The sequence below is a fragment of the Reinekea sp. G2M2-21 genome (genome assembly GCF_015687175.1).
GTDB lineage: Bacteria > Pseudomonadota > Gammaproteobacteria > Pseudomonadales > Natronospirillaceae > Reinekea.
This window is the reverse complement of record NZ_JADPQG010000003.1, coordinates 298152-315143: the sequence shown is the minus strand read 5'-3', so window position 1 is coordinate 315143 and position 16992 is coordinate 298152. Positions and strand designations below refer to the sequence as shown.

Sequence of the window (16992 nt, the reverse complement as noted above, 5' to 3'; positions counted from 1 at the left end):
AAAACGAAGCAAACACTGAAAAGAATGGTGAGTTTTTTCAAAACACTCAACAATGCTCAACGATTGAAACCATAGTCTCGCTCAACCTTAGCTACTCGTGTTTTGAAAGTTTGATACCATTTTTCTCGACCAGTCTGCCGCGCGAGTTGATGCTCTGCGTGTTGTTTCCACGCGGCAATGGCGGCTTCATCTTGCCAATAGGAAATGGTTATGCCCAGACCATCGCGAACACTCTCGTGACCCAGATACCCCGGTTGTTGTTGGGCCAATTCAACCATACGGTCGGCCATTTCGCCGTAACCGTCGACCTGATCCGACAGTTCATTGGTAAATATCACGGCGTAATAGGGCGGTGTTGGGGTTTTTGCTATGCTCATGTTTCTTCCTCTAATGGTCGGGTTGCTTGTTGTATGCCGGTATCAAACCCGTCTATCGATTGATTGTTTTTTGCTGCCCAGTATTCAGGTAGAGCGTCGTCACCTTTCTTTTGCCAGTGCTCGGTCAACATTATGCGCTCACCTTGGTACTCATAAAACGGAACCGCAAACCCACAACTCGATTGCACTTTATGGATGTGCAGCTCAAAAATCTGACGCGCACCCTGGGTTACGGGAAAGTGACTGATCAGAGTTTTCCAACGCGGGTCGGTGTTGTGAACGGTGCGTGCTTGGGCGTATACACGCAAAATAAGCGGCGTTTCGTCGAAGCTGCACCACATTAACGTCATGCGGTTTAAGCGTTTTAAGTGCGCTGCGGTTTCGTTGCCACTGCCGGTCAGATTCAGCCAAAGCAATTGGTTTGGTGAGAGAACTTTGAGGCTGTCCATGCCCTTCGGCGAAAGGTTTACTTCGCCACGTTCAGCGGCCGTTGCGACGAAGAACAGATGTTGTTGGGCGATAAAGTGCTGATGTTTATCCGATAATTCCGAAAAGAAAGCCGCCATGTCTTCGTATCCCTGTTGAAAAAACTGCTCTATAGTTACAGAAAATTACCAAAATTGGGAGGGTAGTATGATCGGTTGGAACGAGTCTATTGAAATCGATGCCAGTGCGGCACATTGCTATGCCAAAGCGACCGACCTGGATGCCTGCGCGCAGTGGATCCCCCAGGTTGAAGGTATCGAAAAGCTGTATCAGGGTGAGATTACCGTCGGCAGTCAATGGAAAGAGACTCGTCGCGAAGGCAAGCGGGTGCATACCATGACACTGGAGGTGTTCGAGAGTCATTCCCCCGCGCAAGGTCAGCCTCCCTTTATTCATTGTGCCGGTGCCGATATGAAGAGCATGAAGAGTTACTATCGGTTTTTTTTCGACCCAACGTCCGATACCACGTGTCGAGTAACGCTCGAAGCGCGGGTGGAGCCGAAAAATTTGGTGATGAAACTGCTTAGCAAGTTAATGGTCAGTTTTATGCGGAAATCTGAAGCGGGGTTACTGCAACGCCTGAAAACATTCTGCGAGCAATGAGGGTGTTTGATTATTTGCCAAGATCATAATACTGTCCTCCTATTCTGCCTCGACATTGCTTTCAGCGTCTTAATTGAGGAAGATTCGAAATCCCCCGTGCTGAGTAAGAAAGACGAGGTGTTATTAAATTACCGAATCCACTTAAAAAATGGAGTTTTAGAACGAAATTGAGTCATATAGAGCCCTGTTCAGAGGTTTTCCACGAAAACTGACACGTATCAAAGGAAAATTCTGAAAATGGGTCCAAACTGATTTTACCGTATTGCAAAAGGACGCATGCCTATGGCGTCTATCCTGCGCCAAAATCCGACCTCTGCCCGTGTAGACAGCCTATGTCACACGCATTACGGCCGAGGCGGAATCCGGAAACACAACTGGCCTTAATGAATCCCCCCGCCGCACATCTTTGCATTGCCAATACAAACAATAAAAACACATCAGGAGACCACACTATGTCTGTCGAAAACATTCGCAACATAGCCTTTGCTGGGCAAGCAGGCGCCGGAAAAACCACTCTTATAGAACGCCTACTGTTTACCACCAATTCCATTCCGCAGATGGGGGAAATCGAAAAAGGAACCACCCTCTGTGATTACGATACTCAATCGAAAGACCGCCAGCATTCGCTCAATCCTACCGCGGTATTTTTTAGTCACAACGATCATCAGGTGAACGTGCTCGATACACCGGGAATGCCCGACTTCATCGGACGTTCAATCAGCATTTTGCCCTCTGTGGAGACCGTCGCACTGGTGGTTGATGCCAGCGATGGTGCCGGAATCGTGACCGAACGGATGTATAACGTCGCGGGCGATCGGAAAAAATGCCGACTGATTGTGGTGAATAAAATCGACGCGGACGATCTGTTTTTGTCAGAATTGCTGACCGAGTTGCAGGATGAGTTCGGTACCGAAGTTCTGCCGATTAATTTACCGGATGAAACCGGCACCGAGGTGATCGATTGTTATTTCGAACCTGCCTACGATGCGTCGACGCTGTTCAGTTCTGTGCAGGAAGCCCACGACGCCTTGGTAGACCAGGTTGTCGAAGTGGATGAGGCACTGATGGAAATGTATTTGGAACAGGGTCAAGCTCTGAACCCAGAACAATTACATGAGCCCTTTGAACAAGCGCTGCGTAGTGATCATCTGATTCCATTGTGTTTTGTTTCCGCGAAAACTGGTGCCGGTGTGGATCTGTTGTTAAAAGTGATCACTGAACTGATGCCGACGCCGCTGGAAGGTAACCCACCGTTGTTTTATAACCACGACGAACCGGTCACGTTAAAACCATCGCTCGATGATCATGTTATTGCGCATGTGTTTAAAGTTGAGATAGACCCGTTCATGGGGCGTTTGGCCATGTTACGTGTCCATCAGGGCTGCATTACGCCCGACAGTCAGCTGTACATTGGCGATGCGAAGAAACCCTTTAAAGTGGCTCACCTGTTTCAGTTGCAGGGTAAGGAACGCATTGAAATTCAGCGCGCTGTGGCTGGTGACTTGTGTGCGATTGCCAAGCAGGATGATCTGGCATTCGATGCCGTTCTGCACGACTCACACGATGAAGACTACTTCCATCTGAAATCACTGGAGTTGCCGCCACCGATGTTCAGTATGGCCATTCACCCAACGCGCCGCGGCGATGAGCAGAAATTGTCCGAGACGTTAAAGAAGATCGTTGCGGAAGATCCCAGTTTAATGGTGACGCATCGCGCCAGTTTGAATGAAACCCTGCTGACCGGTGTGGGTGAGTTGCATCTGCAGGTCGCCATCGACCGAATGGAAGAGCAGTTTAAATTAACAGTTGAGACCTCGGCTCCGTCCATCGATTATCGAGAAACCATTACCAAGCCCGCTGAAGGGCATCATCGTCATAAGAAACAAACCGGTGGTGCCGGACAGTTTGGTGAAGTCTATCTGCGTGTGCGACCGTTAAAGCGGGGGGAAGGCTTCCGCTTTGTTGATAAGGTTGTCGGAGGTGTGATTCCCGGCTCATTTATTCCCGCTATCGAAAAAGGTATCCGGCAAATCATGGAAGAAGGCGCCATTGCTGGTTTCAAGATGCAGGATATTGAAGTCGAGGTCTACGACGGTAAGCACCATGCGGTCGACTCAAAAGAAATTGCCTTCGTCAACGCCGGTCGCAAGGCATTCCTGGCCGCAGTGAAAGACGCGCACCCCATTATTCTGGAACCGGTCGTTGATGTGCAGATTGCCATACCCAGTGACTGTATGGGTGATGTGTCTGGCGACATGGCCACGCATCGGGGGGTTATTACGGATACCCGTATCGAAGGAAAAAACAAGACCTTACTGCGCTGCAAAGCACCGCTGTCGGAAATGAGTGATTACTCACATCGGCTGAAATCCCTGGCCAGCGGCGAAGGCAGTTTCACGTTGGAATTGTCTCACTTCGACCCAGTGCCGCAACAAACGCAAATTGAGTTGTGCAAAGGCTATGAGGTTAAAGAGCTGGCCTGAGGCGGTCCTTAGCAGACGGGTTCGCGTCAGCGCGCGGACCCGCTGAAACCCGTCTAAACTCCTAAAAAAACCGTGGGAGTTGGGTGTGACTTTATTAGACGCGTTTGGTTATGTAGGGTCGGTGCTGGTCGCCATTTCATTGATGATGTCGAATATCAAGCGCCTGCGCTGGATTAATCTGATCGGTGCGTTCGTCTTCAGCACCTATGGCTTTCTAATCGGAGCCATTCCTGTGTTTCTGCTCAATGGTTGGATCGTTCTGGTCGATATCTACTATCTGGTGCGGATATACCGGTTTCAGGACGACTTTGATATGGTCCGGCTCAGCTCGGTTCACACCCCTTTGTTTGATCTGCTGATGACCCGCTACGGAGAAGACATTCTCACGTTTTTCCCCAACGCTCAGGTCGATCAATTGGACGACGCTATAGCTCTGCTTATCTTCCGTAACATGAAGCCCGTGGGCCTGTTTGTCTATCGGCGCAACCCGCATGAACCGGCAACGATTGAAGTGCTGGTGGACTATGTTATCCCGGAAGCCCGGGATTTTAAAACCGCGCGTTTTCTCTTTGACCGGCACTCCACGCAATTGCGTGCAGAGGCGATTAACACCCTCATTTCAAAATCCCAAAAGCCCGGTCATATTGCATATTTGAAAAAGATGGGTTTTGTCGAAACGCCCCAAGGTTATGTATTAGACTTGCGCTGAATGTTGCGGCATAGATGGACGCTCTGGAAAAGGAAAGATGGATGGAATGGAAACCGTATGATTTTCCTACCCTGCAGCGGGCTCTGGCCGGTTTTGAGGGCTGGTTTTTGGCTGGGGGGCAGTCAATATCGATGTTTCTCAACGCAACCTGGCGTGATCATGGTGACATCGACGTTGGTGTATTCGCAGACGATTTTCAGCCGCTCCTGTTATGGCTGTCTGCTCAGGGTTTGGCGGTGTCATTGTGTGAACAACAGCAACTCGTCCCGTTTGTGGGACAGGCTATTTCGACAGGCGTTCATAATGCCTGGATCAGTGACAGCGTTGCTCATCGGTTTGAGGTGCTGAGCTATCCCGTTCAGGGAGATCGGGTGTTGTTTCGGCGCAACCCGTCGGTGAGTTGGGCGAAGCAGGACTTTGTTATTCAAAGAGGGAGTATTCTCCTCGTCAACCCGTTGGTGACGCTCGCCTTTAAATACACCACAAGCGAAATACGCCGGAAAGACCAGGCCGATATCGATTACCTAATAAAAGTATTCAGTGACGGTATCTAGTGAATGGTTTATTGATCGGAGAATGAGGCCCATTGCTCAACGAGCCCTACCTGGTGAGTCACCTTGAGCTGTGAGGTCAGGTTCGTTTATGGCGTTTAACGTGCGTTTAATTAGGACGAATTGTCGATGACGTTAAAAAGTCTAAAAAAGTTAAAAAAATAAATCAAAAGGATGTCGGAAATCGTGTTGCTGGTTCGTCATTGGGATAACCAGTGACAATTCAGTCGCCGGATCATGCAAATTCACCAGGAGAGAGATCATGCAATTTTTAGCCTTAATTTACGACAACGAAACCGAAATGGCCGCCAAATCTGACGAATGGAAAGCCAAAAACTTTCAGGAATGGATGGATTACACCCAACTATTGAAAGATGCGGGTGTCTTTGTTGGCGGTGATGCCTTATTGCCAACCAACACCGCGACTTCAGTGCGCATTAGCGACGGTAAGGTGGTCGCCACCGATGGTCCATTCGCAGAAACCAAAGAGCAGTTGGGTGGTTATTATTTGTTTGAGTGCAAAGACGTGGAAGACGCCATCCACTTCGCCAGCAAAATGCCCGCTGCGAAGACAGGTACCGTCGAAGTTCGTCCGGTTATGGTGTTCGATCAGTAACCGATGTCGGATGTACATCGCCAAATACAATTGGCATACCCACAAGCATTTTCGATCTTGCAGGCCAGCCTGCAAGATTGGGCGCTGGCCGAAGATGTTCTGCAAGATGCGGTAGAACGGGCCTTGCTGAACTGGCCGGGGAATATGCCAACAAACCCGGTGGCTTGGCTCATTACCGCCGCAAAACACCGCGCCATAGATCAATTCCGGCGGGATCGTAAACAAGAACCCTTCGAACAAGACGAAACGGACCTTCCGGAACGGTTGCGCAGTAAGGAACTCAGTGAAGATGTCCTCGGGGATTCCATCGGTGATGATGTGTTACGGCTTATGTTGGGGTGTTGTCACCCCGCGTTAGCGCCGGAAACGCAGCTGGCTCTGACCTTGAAACACGTAATGAGTTTTACCACCGCAGAGATCGCCAGTGCGCTTCTTGTATCTGAGAAGTCCATGGAGCAACGCCTGACGCGCGCCAAGCAGAAAATCACCGCGCTGCAACTGTCTTTCGATTTACCATCCACGCAAGAACTGAACGAGCGGTTGCCCGTGGTTCTGCATGTGCTTTATCTGCTCTACAACGAAGGCTACAGCGCGACAGCGGGTCTTCAGGTGCAACGTGCAGACCTGTGTCGGGAAGCCATTCGGCTGACGCGCTGGCTACATACCCTGATACGTCATAAGACCGGTATCGTGTATGCCGAACTGTTGGGTTTGTTGGCTCTGATGATTTCGCAGCAAGCCCGGGCGCAAGCGCGAAGCTCCGCGGAAGGCGAGCTGATTTTGCTGGCCCACCAAGACCGCACCCGATGGGATCGGCAGGCCATTATTGAATCACAGGTTTTGGTCGAAAAAGCGCTTAGAATGGGGCGCGTTGGCCCTTATCAGATTCAAGCTGCTATTTCCGTGCTGCACAATCAAGCCGCCAGCTACGAAGAAACGGACTGGACTCAGATCCGGTTGTTGTATCAAACTCTGTTGCGCCACCAGGATACGCCTGTGATCCGGCTCAATTACGGTATCGCTTTAGCCAAAGAGTTTGGTGCTCAGCACGGCCAGCGTTTCATTGAAACCTTGCGCCCATCCTTAACAGATTACCTGCCATTTTATGCCGCCATTGGTGCATTGCACCGCGAACTTGGGCAACACGCGCAAGCCATAGGTGCGTTCGAGCACGTTGTCCGGTTGTCTGACAACGCCGCTGTCAGCGCTTATTTTAAGGCGCTAATTTGCCAGCTGTCGGGCGATGAACAGGGTCCTGAATAAGTGTTATAGCTTCCTGCTATGAGTTTAATTAAATAAGCTTTATTGTTTATTTAATTATGGGGACCTACAGTGAGGGCATCTGCACAAAACAGGAGTCAGGGATCATGAACACACCTTTACAACATCCGGATTTCGGAAATGGATTGACCAATCACGAGCCTATGGTTGTCAGCGCGTTAAAAGAGCTGGGCGCCAGCACAATTCATATTGCCCGTTACCAGGCCATGATGGCGGAAAAAATCCGCTGGGTGGACGCTCAGGCTATTGCCATTGAGAACGATAACGATCTGAAAAGCTGGCTGGGCAAAACACAGAATTACGCGGGGTTGCACGCTTACATGGAATCTCAGCAACAACGCCTGGGTAATCGGTCTTTAGTCAACCGCTATGTGCCCATGCTGGCAGACGGTATTACGGGCGGGGCATTGCATCCGGTGATTCGTCTGGGGCACTCAGTGCACGACGAAAACGATGCCGAAATTGTCGCAGGGTTAGCGTATTGGGCATGGGCTTACCAGTCACTTCCCTTTCCGCAGGCCGATACTGGAACCGAGGCGGATGTCTCTCTTGCGACAGTGATCGAGCATCTGGTGGACGAAGTGGATTGGCCAACACAGCGCATTAACAGACCGACCATCACGGAAGAATTTGCAGTCCTGACGGCTTTGCCGGCGTACCAGCAATTGCGCTTTAAAAAGGCGACGGCGGCGTTAAGCTTCGACGCTCTGCGCACCATGGCGATTTCCGCTTTGTGGATGCACGACGATTTTACTCTGCTACACGGCGTGACCGGTATGTTGGCTGCAGAACGGGTCAGCCAATGGTTGGATGACAAAACTCTGTTGTTGCTGCCAATGTGGAAAGCACTGGTTGTAGCCTGGTTATCAAAAGGTTTGCGTTGGAAGGCCATGCCCGCGACAAAAAGCACGCCGGTCTTATCGCTGACCCAGCTGAAAACCCTGGCCGCGCATGGTACGCGCGATCACACCGTGAAACTGGTGGCCGCTTGTCTTGCCTACTACCAGCAAACGCAAAACAAGCTTTTTTGGTTGGTTGCCGAACGGGAAGTCATGAACGATGCGCAGTTACAACCGATGATAGGCAACGTACAGGTGGAAGTACTGTGACTCAGGTACGAATCGCTATTGCCTATTTCAGTCAGCGTGGCAGCACACAGCAATTGGCTGACGCCATAACGAAAGGCGCCGGAGATAACTCTGACATCGACGTAATTTTGCTACCGGATTGAGGCTTCCAAAATTTTCGCTGGCCGCTTTGTCGTTAAGGATCTTTTTTAAGCAATTGTCGTCGGTCGATGCCATCATCATGGGGTCGCCAACTTATATGGGCGGCGCAGCAGCCCAATTCAAAGCATTTATTGATGCCACCAGTGATGAGTGGTCAAAACAACGGTGGGCAAACAAGATAGCGGCGGGTTTCACCTGTGGCAGTAGTTTAAACGGTGATCAAACTGCCTGCCTGCAAGCGATGAATACTCTTGCCAGTCTGCAGGGAATGCTCTGGGTGGGCTTGGATACGGCATGCGGATATAAAACTCTGGTGTGAACCGGCTTGGGTGTCAGTTGGGTGTTGTCGCACATGTGACCAGTGGTCAGCTTCACCCGACAGACCGAGCGAGTACATGTTATCTGGGAAGGCGAGTTGCTGCAGTTGCTATTGCCAATAAATCCTTACGTCCTTTGATTTGGAAAAAGGTTGAGGAAATTGTTGACCGATAGAAAAACGGGAAAGGCGATCTATACTCTTCTAGATGACCAGTTAGACCATCTGCTATGCCGATGCTCAAACGGGTATCCGCTTCGGAACGCAACCGGATGGACCGATGACAAAACAGTCTTTCGTCAATTCTCCAGCAGCAACACAGACTCCCATGCATACAAGGCTGTATCAGGTCATGGGGTTGATGTTGGTTGTTGCTACCGTCATGTTTGCCTTGGGGATATACGTCACTGAAGTGATGAACAACGTACGCGCCTATGTGCGTGGTGAAAATCTATGGGCAAAAGCACAGAACAGTGCTGTCACTGAGCTTTACCGTTATGTATATACCTCCGACCCATTGCACTTTGAAAACTTTAACAATAGTTTGGCTATTAATTTAGGGGATCGCTTAGCGCGGGAAGCTCTGCAATCAAACCCGGCCGACAGAGAACAGGCCCAAATTGGTTTCTTGGCCGGAGGCAATCATCCGGATGATATTCCCGGCATGATTTCATTCTTTCTGATGTTTCACGAAGTCTACTACTTGAAGAAAGCGATTGAATATTGGAGCGAAGCTGATGTGTTGATTGAGCAACTGCAGGCCTTAGCCATTAAGCTTGAGTTCGCGATCCAGCATGATCAACCTCAGCGGGTCGCCGTATTGCTGACCCAGCTGGATGCATTGGATGCCCGACTCACCGAAAAAGAACTGCAGTTTTCCGACACCCTCGGCGATGGCGCCCGTTGGATTCGGCTGGTACTGACCTGGGTAAACTCCGTTTCTTTTTTGCTGCTCTTACTGGTGGCTTTTTTGTTTTCCAAAAAGATCGCCCGGCAGCTTCACCGTACTGAACTTGAATTGCGAATCAGTGACAATCGTTTCACCAGTTTGTTTCAGTCCGATCTGGTGGGTATGTATGAGTTTCACTTTGATGGCCGCATTCTGGATGCGAATGATAGTTTCCTGCAGATGTTGGGCTACAACAAAACGCATGTCACTGAACATGAACTCAACTGGCAGTCTTTAACGCCCCTTCGATACTCTGAATTGGATCACAAAGCGGTTGCTGAATTGCGTGAAACAGGGGCGTGCAACCCCTATGATAAAAAATTCTTGCACATGGATGGTCATAAGGTTCCAGTATTTATTGGCAGTGTTATGTTGCATGGAGGAACCGGTCTGGCATTCGTGATTGATCAAACTGAGAAGCATCGCATGGAGCAGGAGTTGCGTTTATCCTCCATCGTTATGGACCACAGTCAGGACGGTATTGTTATTCTCGATGAAAATCAGTATGTCATGTCTTCGAACGAGGCATTCTGTAAGCTTGCGGTCTGTACGACTGAGAAGTTAGTTGGGCAGGTATTTTCCATCACCCATGACCAGATGGAAGAGGAGCAGCGTTTTGCCATTACCCGAGCGTTAAAATACAAAGAGAACTGGGAAGGGGATATTGACTTTAAAACCACCCAAGGTGACCTGACGCCGGTACGGTTGAGTATCAGCATCGTGCAGGATGACCAACACGATTACGGCCAGTACGTCCTCATGTTCAGTGATATAAAAACCCGCAAAGCAGCGGAAGATCGTCTTAAGCACATGGCCAACTTTGATACCCTGACCGGCATCGCTAATCGCTCTCTTTTTCAATCGCGCTTGCATCGGGCCATCGCGCGAGCTCAGCGACATGCAAAGGAGTGCGCAATTTTGTTTATCGACCTGAACAAGTTTAAACCGGTTAATGATCATTACGGTCATGAGATTGGCGACGGTTTATTGGTGCAGGTCGCGCAGCGGCTAAAGACATTAATGCGTGAAGTAGATACGGTTGCGCGCATTGGTGGTGATGAGTTTGTAGTGATCATTGAAGATATTGATGATCATGACGTCATAAAGGAAATTGCGCAACGCATTATAGATTCTGTCGGTGAGCACTATGCTATCAACGGTATTGATATTGCCATCAGTTGCAGCGTTGGTATCAGTGTGTATCCACACGATGGCCTGAATGATATTGAACTGACCCGTTCGGCGGATATAGCCATGTATGCAGCGAAAGGCAGTGGCGAAGGTCGTTATTTTTTCTTTTCAGATCGACGAGAGGCGCGCAGAACTGGAATCACAAATGATACGGAAATAATTAAGGGTACTTCTTGAAGGTTCATCTGACTCAGGATACTGGCGGGCTTAGTTAAAGATTTTTCTTAAGCCTTATCGCTTTTTCTCGTTCGCCTTGTCCCCTTGCGTTTGCGAAAACCTTTTGCAGACCCCAATCCATTCAACGCACTTGGGATAATCGACCGGCTTTCTATCGTCATCTGTTTTAGTGATTCGCTTAGAGGCGACATCAGTGCCTCATATTTTTGTTCGCCCTGGGCGATTGCCGAGAGCGTGGACTCCCACTGTGCGGTCATGTCCGGTAAGGTTAAGGCTTCTGGTAAGGCGGTAATAAAGGCTCTGCCGGATACGGTTGAGGTAATCGTTTTGCCTTTGCGTTGCAAAAATCCCCGCTTAAACAGCAATTCAATAATGCTCGCGCGCGTTGCTTCAGTACCCAGACCATCGGTGTCTTTTAAAATTTTTCGTATGTCCGGATTGCTGACATGACTGGCAATTCCTGTCATCGCCGCGAGCAGTGTTGCATCAGTAAAGTGAGCCGGAGGTGAGGTCTGTTTTTCATGCAATTGCGCTTCTAGCGATTGAAGGGAGTCACCCTTGTTCAGCGTCGGCAATGGCGGGGTATCTTCTTTCTTGCGCGGGAACAACACTTGCCAACCAGTCTCGAGAACTTCATTCGCCTTTGCTAAAAATTCCCCGCCTTGAATGTCTATCGTTGCGCGAGTAGCCGCGAATTCGTAGACTGGTAAAAACTGAGCTAAATAGTTTCGGCAAACCAGACTGTAGACTTTCTCTTCATCAGCGTTCAGGCTGGTGCTGGATTTCAGAGTTGGAATAATCGCGTGGTGCGCCCCGACCTGTTTGTCATTCCACGCTCGGTTTTTTTGTTGAAACTGGAAGTTGAAGGCATCCCATGGTTGCTTATTCAGTCCGCTGATGGTTTTCTGTACCGCGCCGAACACCTGGGACGCTTCGCGATGGTGTTCTGAGGGCAGATACCGACAGTCGGAACGAGGGTAGGTAATCACTTTGTGTCGTTCATATAAGTTCTGACAGGTATCCAATACCTGTTGCGCACTCATACCGAAAGCTTTACCCGCGTCTATCTGCAATGCGGATAAGCTGTAAGGTAACGGGGCGACCTGTTTTTTCTGTTCGCGTTTTACCGTCGTTACGCTGGCCGGCTGATTGGAAATACGTTGCACTACATTTTCGGCTAAGGGTTTTGATAAATTGCGCCCTTGTTCGTCCAGAAACCGCTGACACGCTTCGCTGGGTTGCCATTTGGCCAGAAATGTTTCGCCTGACTCTGTGCGTAAAGTAGCCCACACATCGAAGTATGGCACGCTGACAAAGTTTTCAATGGCTATGTCCCTGCGCACGACCAAACCCAGGATCGGAGTTTGCACCCGCCCAACGGATAACACCCCCTTGTAGCCTGCTGTTTTACCTTGCAGTGTGTAGGCCCGAGTCAGGTTTATGCCATACAACCAGTCGGCTCGCGAACGCGCTAACGCCGACGTTGACAGAGATTTGAAATCTCGGTTATCCCGTAATTGGGCCACGGCTTTGCTGACAGCAGCAGGATTCAGGTCATTGACCAGGCAGCGCATTACCGGCTTGCTGTTTTTAGTATCGATAAAGTGAATCAGCTCATCCACCAACAGCTGACCTTCGCGGTCCGGGTCCCCCGCGTGAACCAGGGTATTGGCTTGCTTGATCAGCTTACGCAGTACACCAACTTGCTTCGCCGTTTTTCCCTTCACCTTTAATTGCCAGTGTTGTGGAATAATAGGCAGGTGCTCGTGTGACCACCGCTTAAACTCTGGGTTGTATGCCTCCGGCTCTTGTTGCTCCAGCAAATGCCCGATGCACCAGGACACCGTATCGCCATTCGCTGCCACGATGTAGCCGTCTTCTTTCTTGTGCGGTTTGGGCAGAACCGCTGCGATAGCTCGCCCCAGACTGGGTTTTTCAGCAATAAATAAGCGCATGGTGTGTCATAGAGTTATAGTGCTGTATTTATATACAGTATTTTATCTGTGTCGGTCAAGTAGCATTGGCGATAAGCCAAGTTCGAATCGGTAGAAACCCGCTTTGTATCCTATGATTATTTCTGACTCGGTCCAAAGAGGTGGGTTTATGACGGCAATACGCTTACAGCAATTTTATACCATCGTCGTTGTAACCTGGCTTGTTGTGTTATTGACAGGGTGCAGCACTCAGTCGGTAGCAACAGAGCCTGCTGCCACCGGAGACTTAACACAGCCGACCGTCACAGCAGAGCCTGACATTGTTTCATACTTGCCACAATCAACAAACGGCTATCAATATGAGGATTTCCATATATACGACGAGGGACTTGGTTACTCTGTTCGTTATTCGAGATCGGGTGAATCGGTCCACAAAGCGGATTTCTATATCTGGCCAGTGGACGATTCCGTGATTCCACTAGAGCACAAGGAAAAAGTCTATCAAGTGGCAAAGTGGAGCCTGCAGGACATTGTCTCCGCACAAGACGCGGGTCTTTACAGCAATATTGACATACTCAGCAGTCGGGAAGTCAACAGCGGCGGTTTCGTATTTATCGTTATCAAACTCCGCCTGGTCCAGGAAAATCTCGCTCTGTATTCACTTCTTGTCGTGACAGAACATCAGGGGCATTTTGTGAAGGCACGGTTAACCTTAAAAGACAATGACACGAACAGAGCGCGAAAGGACACCGAAGGTTTTATTAACAACATGTTCAATGTCATTTTAAGTTATTTGGCGCAAACCTCAGTTTAATGAAGAGCGTCGTGTTCCGCACCGTTGGCATGGGCTGAGCTCTTGTGCACAGTCTATATGTATTTGACCTTTCACTTTTAACAATGCGAATAGAGTTGCGGTACTATCACATCCCATGACTGTTAGCCCCAATGGGGCGGGTTTCAAAAAAACAAAGCGAATCCGAGTTCAATTCGTTGTTGTTGGATAACGAATTGAGATTGGTCTCCCAATGTGAATTTGGTCCAAAACCCAGGCTTTGCCACTGCGCAAAAGTCAGAGCATTGTTTTGGCCGAAGATAAATGCGTCTCCGGCTGATGGGCCTATCCAACAGTTTCCATCCGCAGTCAACAGCTGAGCGGGAATGTCCTCTTTTGGGGTGTATCGCCAAAGGGTGACCGCATTGGCAAGGCTGTTATTGGTACTGAAACCAGAATCGGATTTAATCACATTGTCTGAAAATTGAATGCCGGAATCTTGAGCGTAGGTATTTTGGATTTCCAGGTTTTCGGCGCTTGCATTCAGTACGGTGTTGCGTTGGATAATCATGTCACCCTTCGTATTGTCATTCGGGTCAGCGATTCCCACATAAATGGCGCTTTGATTATTACGGAATTGATTAAACTGTACCAGCGAGTGATCATCTATCCCACCGAACCCTATGGCGCTGCTATCGTCTACATTGCCATGAAAGACCGCAGTACCTGCTCCGGCATGCTTAATTTTGTACCCAACAATGCTGCCTTCTGAATGGCTGTCAATTACAAAGGTATTGTCATCAACGTTGTCGGCGTAAGCGAGAAAGTTACTGCTGTTCCAATGATCACTCGAGCGGTCATAGTTATCGACGGCCGTGCAACGATGACAGACGGTGCGGTTACCACGCAGCAAGAAACCGGTGCAGTTTTTACTGCGACTCCAGTCAGCGTCTTTCACGGTCACCTCTTGCGCAATGTTGTGATGACCACCTAACATCATACCTGCTCGTTCACCAACCTGTGCGTTGATAACGGTCAGATTCTTGTACAGCCAATAGCTGGCATTGAATGTCCAGAAGCCATGCCCGCCGGCGTCCAGAATAACCTCTTCACCCGGATACCCCATAACAACAAAGGGCTGTTGAGGATTCCCATGTGCCCCGTTGGTGGGAGAGACTTTACCGTTGATTTCCCATATCCAAGTTTCCTGATAGGTTCCGCCACGAATGACCAACGTGCCTTTACCCAGTTCGGCTAGTTTACTAAGGCCTGTTTCAATGTCTGCGAGTGGGGCTATTAACGTCCCGGGATTGTTATTATCGCCGTTTGACGCAACAAACAGAAAGTTAGCGTCGTCGACATACAGTGTTGTGGATAGAGTTACCGGTTTCTGTTGGCCATCATCAACACTTATTTGAAACGTGTAGGTGCCTTCCACGTTTTGTGCTGGCCAGTGAATAGTACCTTCACTATTGATCGTCATTCCGGTGGGCGCATCAATCAGTGAAAACGTCAGTAAGTCGTTCTCTTGGTCAAACGCAACCATGGTGAAGTTCAGTGGGATACCGGTATGCGCGTAGACCGGGGTTGGCCAGAATACAATCGGCGCTGTACCGGTGCCTTCCGCACTTTTTGTGTCGGGTATTTGCTTTGACGGCGGCTGAGCCAAATCGCAACCGGCGAGAAAAGGTGTAGCGATGAGTAGGAGGCTGGCGAATATCCGTTTGCAATTCAAAAGGTTGTGTCCTGACGATAGTCCCGAAAACGTAATGATATACCAAAGTGAACGGCGCCTCTGAGGCTTTACTCACAAATTTCCAGGTAAACGAACACCTTTGCTATGCGTGATGTTAATTGACTGTCAACGGGTGTCCATTGCCTAACTCCACCGACTTATATCGGGGAAAGGTATTTCCAGCGCATAGCAAAGTCGTATGAGCTGGGCCTCATGCACTGTTTCATGCTCCAGTAAATCCAGTAGCAAGGTCAGCTGGTTTTGCGACGGGGTGTCGAGTTGGTTGAACGCCTTTAAACAAACCACTGTGCTGGACTTTAGCGCTTTTTGGTAGATTGCTAAGCTTGCATCTTCATCCAGTGAGCACGCAAAACCCTGCCATTGACCGGCTATCAAGGCTTTTGCATAGCTTTCACGCGCGCCGACTACACACCAAAGGTGTTCAGCAATGGTTTTGTATTTGGGCAAATCAATGCGAGTGTGTAACTGTTCGAAGTCTAAGGATTCTGCCAGTGAGTCAAACAACTGAAACTTATGCGACACCCTTTCTTGAATTTGGGTAATCATGCTGGGTGCCGGGACATCATAAAGTTCAAATTGCTTTTAACCGCAGGCCATTCATTTTCGATAATCGAGAACACCACCGTATCGCGATAGGTGCCATCGGGCATAATTTTGTGATTACGCAATATCGCGTCTTGCTTAGCACCAAGGCGCGCAATCGCATTACGTGACTGCCGGTTGTGCCAGTGGGTGCGAAATTCCACGGCTATACACTGGAGGGTTTCAAACGCATGGCGTAACAACAGGAACTTCGCCTCGGTATTGATGCCGGATCGTTGCACACTCTGTGCGTAAAAGGTCGCGCCAATCTCCAACCGACGATCGGCGAAGGCAATATTCAGAAACCTAGTGCTGCCTACTACCTTTCCGCTTTTGTTTTCAACAATGGCAAAGGCATTGGCCGTGCCCGCTTGTACGTCCCGTAGTGCTCCCTCAATGTAATCGCGAGTACCTTCCGGTGTCGGTACCCCGGTATACCATAGCTCCCATAACTTCCCGTCGCTGGCGGCCGCAACCAGTGCGTCGGTATCGTTTATTGAAAGCGGTCGCAATGTCACCCGGTTACCAGTGAGCGTTACAGGTTCAGACCATGGAAAAGTCATGCGTTTAATCCTTAGTTGAGCGAAGACTAGAAGGCGTATTAAACCGTTTTGCATTCGAAAATGCACGCGTATAAAACGATAAAACCCGCGCGTAAGACCATATTGGATTGCTATATCATCATTCTTAGGCTTTTGACGCTACGGTATTATCGATTACGTCCACTTACTATCGGACGAGATAACTTAGGTTTTTATTTGAATTATTATTCAACGATCCAGATCAGTAATCACCTATCTTGAAATTGACAAGTTTGGCTTTAAACCAGACTATACAACGGATCAAATGAGCTCGGACTGAGGCAGTCCCTGATTCTACAGTAGTCGTCTTATTCATCGCTAAATCCGAACAGAATGGACGGGTTCATTTCAGACTTGAAGAAAAGTGAATTCGCTGCGCTAAAAGACAGTTGTTTGAGA

General features: G+C 49.2%; 17 protein-coding genes. 11 read left to right on the top strand and 6 right to left on the bottom strand.

Annotated elements, in window-relative coordinates; translation table 11 throughout:
* Positions 1-56: 56 nt before the first annotated feature.
* Positions 57-377, bottom strand: a complete 321-nt coding sequence (locus tag IYN85_RS13725; protein ID WP_196159475.1) for an antibiotic biosynthesis monooxygenase — start codon at positions 375-377, stop codon at positions 57-59.
* Positions 374-943 (bottom strand): pyridoxamine 5'-phosphate oxidase family protein, encoded by a 570-nt coding sequence (locus IYN85_RS13720; protein ID WP_196159474.1) that lies wholly within the window; start codon positions 941-943, stop codon positions 374-376. The genes IYN85_RS13725 and IYN85_RS13720 overlap by 4 nt, the downstream gene beginning before the upstream one ends.
* A gap of 67 nt (positions 944-1010) precedes the next feature.
* Between IYN85_RS13720 and IYN85_RS13715 the strand changes: the two genes are divergently transcribed.
* From IYN85_RS13715 to IYN85_RS13675, 10 genes are all read left to right on the top strand, one after another.
* Positions 1011-1466: an SRPBCC family protein gene (locus tag IYN85_RS13715; RefSeq protein WP_196159473.1), complete on the top strand. Its 456-nt coding sequence runs from the start codon at positions 1011-1013 to the stop codon at positions 1464-1466.
* Positions 1467-1918: 452 nt separating this feature from the next.
* Entirely contained in the window at positions 1919-3949 is a 2031-nt protein-coding gene (gene fusA, locus IYN85_RS13710; RefSeq protein WP_196159472.1) for an elongation factor G, read from the top strand.
* An 85-nt stretch (positions 3950-4034) separates the two neighbouring features.
* Positions 4035-4658 carry a hypothetical protein gene (locus IYN85_RS13705; RefSeq protein ID WP_196159471.1) on the top strand — a complete coding sequence of 208 codons (624 nt, stop codon included), beginning with the start codon at positions 4035-4037 and terminating at the stop codon, positions 4656-4658.
* A gap of 41 nt (positions 4659-4699) precedes the next feature.
* Positions 4700-5212, top strand: coding sequence for a hypothetical protein (locus tag IYN85_RS13700; RefSeq protein WP_196159470.1), 513 nt, complete (start codon positions 4700-4702; stop codon positions 5210-5212).
* A 259-nt stretch (positions 5213-5471) separates the two neighbouring features.
* Positions 5472-5825: a YciI family protein gene (locus IYN85_RS13695; RefSeq protein WP_196159469.1), complete on the top strand. Its 354-nt coding sequence runs from the start codon at positions 5472-5474 to the stop codon at positions 5823-5825.
* A gap of 3 nt (positions 5826-5828) precedes the next feature.
* Positions 5829-7088, top strand: a complete 1260-nt coding sequence (locus IYN85_RS13690) for an RNA polymerase sigma factor (protein WP_196159468.1) — start codon at positions 5829-5831, stop codon at positions 7086-7088.
* Between the two features lie 104 nt (positions 7089-7192).
* The gene (locus IYN85_RS13685; protein WP_196159467.1) at positions 7193-8215 is read left to right on the top strand and encodes a questin oxidase family protein; all 1023 of its coding nucleotides are present in this window, start codon (positions 7193-7195) and stop codon (positions 8213-8215) included.
* Positions 8212-8337: a hypothetical protein gene (locus tag IYN85_RS26165; RefSeq protein ID WP_255533745.1), complete on the top strand. Its 126-nt coding sequence runs from the start codon at positions 8212-8214 to the stop codon at positions 8335-8337. Before IYN85_RS13685 ends, IYN85_RS26165 begins: the two co-directional genes overlap by 4 nt.
* A 26-nt stretch (positions 8338-8363) precedes the next feature.
* On the top strand, positions 8364-8654 hold the full coding sequence (locus tag IYN85_RS25920; protein ID WP_230390739.1) for a flavodoxin family protein: 291 nt from the start codon (positions 8364-8366) through the stop codon (positions 8652-8654).
* 277 nt (positions 8655-8931) lie between these two features.
* The gene (locus tag IYN85_RS13675; protein WP_196159466.1) at positions 8932-10968 is read left to right on the top strand and encodes a bifunctional diguanylate cyclase/phosphodiesterase; all 2037 of its coding nucleotides are present in this window, start codon (positions 8932-8934) and stop codon (positions 10966-10968) included.
* A 47-nt stretch (positions 10969-11015) separates the two neighbouring features.
* On the opposite strand, the gene IYN85_RS13670 is transcribed toward IYN85_RS13675, so the two are convergent.
* Positions 11016-12923, bottom strand: coding sequence for a DNA topoisomerase III (locus IYN85_RS13670; protein WP_196159465.1), 1908 nt, complete (start codon positions 12921-12923; stop codon positions 11016-11018).
* A gap of 148 nt (positions 12924-13071) precedes the next feature.
* Between IYN85_RS13670 and IYN85_RS13665 the strand changes: the two genes are divergently transcribed.
* Positions 13072-13716 (top strand): hypothetical protein, encoded by a 645-nt coding sequence (locus IYN85_RS13665; protein ID WP_196159464.1) that lies wholly within the window; start codon positions 13072-13074, stop codon positions 13714-13716.
* 106 nt (positions 13717-13822) lie between these two features.
* Here the strand turns inward: IYN85_RS13665 and IYN85_RS13660 are convergent, their stop codons facing one another.
* From IYN85_RS13660 to IYN85_RS13650, 3 genes are all read right to left on the bottom strand, one after another.
* Positions 13823-15409, bottom strand: a complete 1587-nt coding sequence (locus tag IYN85_RS13660; protein ID WP_196159463.1) for a putative Ig domain-containing protein — start codon at positions 15407-15409, stop codon at positions 13823-13825.
* 144 nt (positions 15410-15553) lie between these two features.
* Positions 15554-15976, bottom strand: coding sequence for a hypothetical protein (locus tag IYN85_RS13655; RefSeq protein ID WP_196159462.1), 423 nt, complete (start codon positions 15974-15976; stop codon positions 15554-15556).
* A complete protein-coding gene (locus IYN85_RS13650; RefSeq protein ID WP_196159461.1) occupies positions 15973-16575 on the bottom strand; it encodes a GNAT family N-acetyltransferase in 603 nt (200 codons plus the stop codon). The genes IYN85_RS13655 and IYN85_RS13650 overlap by 4 nt, the downstream gene beginning before the upstream one ends.
* Positions 16576-16992: the final 417 nt, after the last annotated feature.

Coding starts and splice junctions, on each gene's coding strand:
- IYN85_RS13725 (WP_196159475.1), bottom strand. CDS start 377: ATGAGCATAGCAAAAACCCCAACACCGCCCTATTACGCCGTGATATTT.
- IYN85_RS13720 (WP_196159474.1), bottom strand. CDS start 943: ATGGCGGCTTTCTTTTCGGAATTATCGGATAAACATCAGCACTTTATC.
- IYN85_RS13715 (WP_196159473.1), top strand. CDS start 1,011: ATGATCGGTTGGAACGAGTCTATTGAAATCGATGCCAGTGCGGCACAT.
- fusA (WP_196159472.1), top strand. CDS start 1,919: ATGTCTGTCGAAAACATTCGCAACATAGCCTTTGCTGGGCAAGCAGGC.
- IYN85_RS13700 (WP_196159470.1), top strand. CDS start 4,700: ATGGAATGGAAACCGTATGATTTTCCTACCCTGCAGCGGGCTCTGGCC.
- IYN85_RS13695 (WP_196159469.1), top strand. CDS start 5,472: ATGCAATTTTTAGCCTTAATTTACGACAACGAAACCGAAATGGCCGCC.
- IYN85_RS13690 (WP_196159468.1), top strand. CDS start 5,829: ATGTCGGATGTACATCGCCAAATACAATTGGCATACCCACAAGCATTT.
- IYN85_RS13685 (WP_196159467.1), top strand. CDS start 7,193: ATGAACACACCTTTACAACATCCGGATTTCGGAAATGGATTGACCAAT.
- IYN85_RS13675 (WP_196159466.1), top strand. CDS start 8,932: ATGACAAAACAGTCTTTCGTCAATTCTCCAGCAGCAACACAGACTCCC.
- IYN85_RS13670 (WP_196159465.1), bottom strand. CDS start 12,923: ATGCGCTTATTTATTGCTGAAAAACCCAGTCTGGGGCGAGCTATCGCA.
- IYN85_RS13665 (WP_196159464.1), top strand. CDS start 13,072: ATGACGGCAATACGCTTACAGCAATTTTATACCATCGTCGTTGTAACC.
- IYN85_RS13655 (WP_196159462.1), bottom strand. CDS start 15,976: ATGATTACCCAAATTCAAGAAAGGGTGTCGCATAAGTTTCAGTTGTTT.
- IYN85_RS13650 (WP_196159461.1), bottom strand. CDS start 16,575: ATGACTTTTCCATGGTCTGAACCTGTAACGCTCACTGGTAACCGGGTG.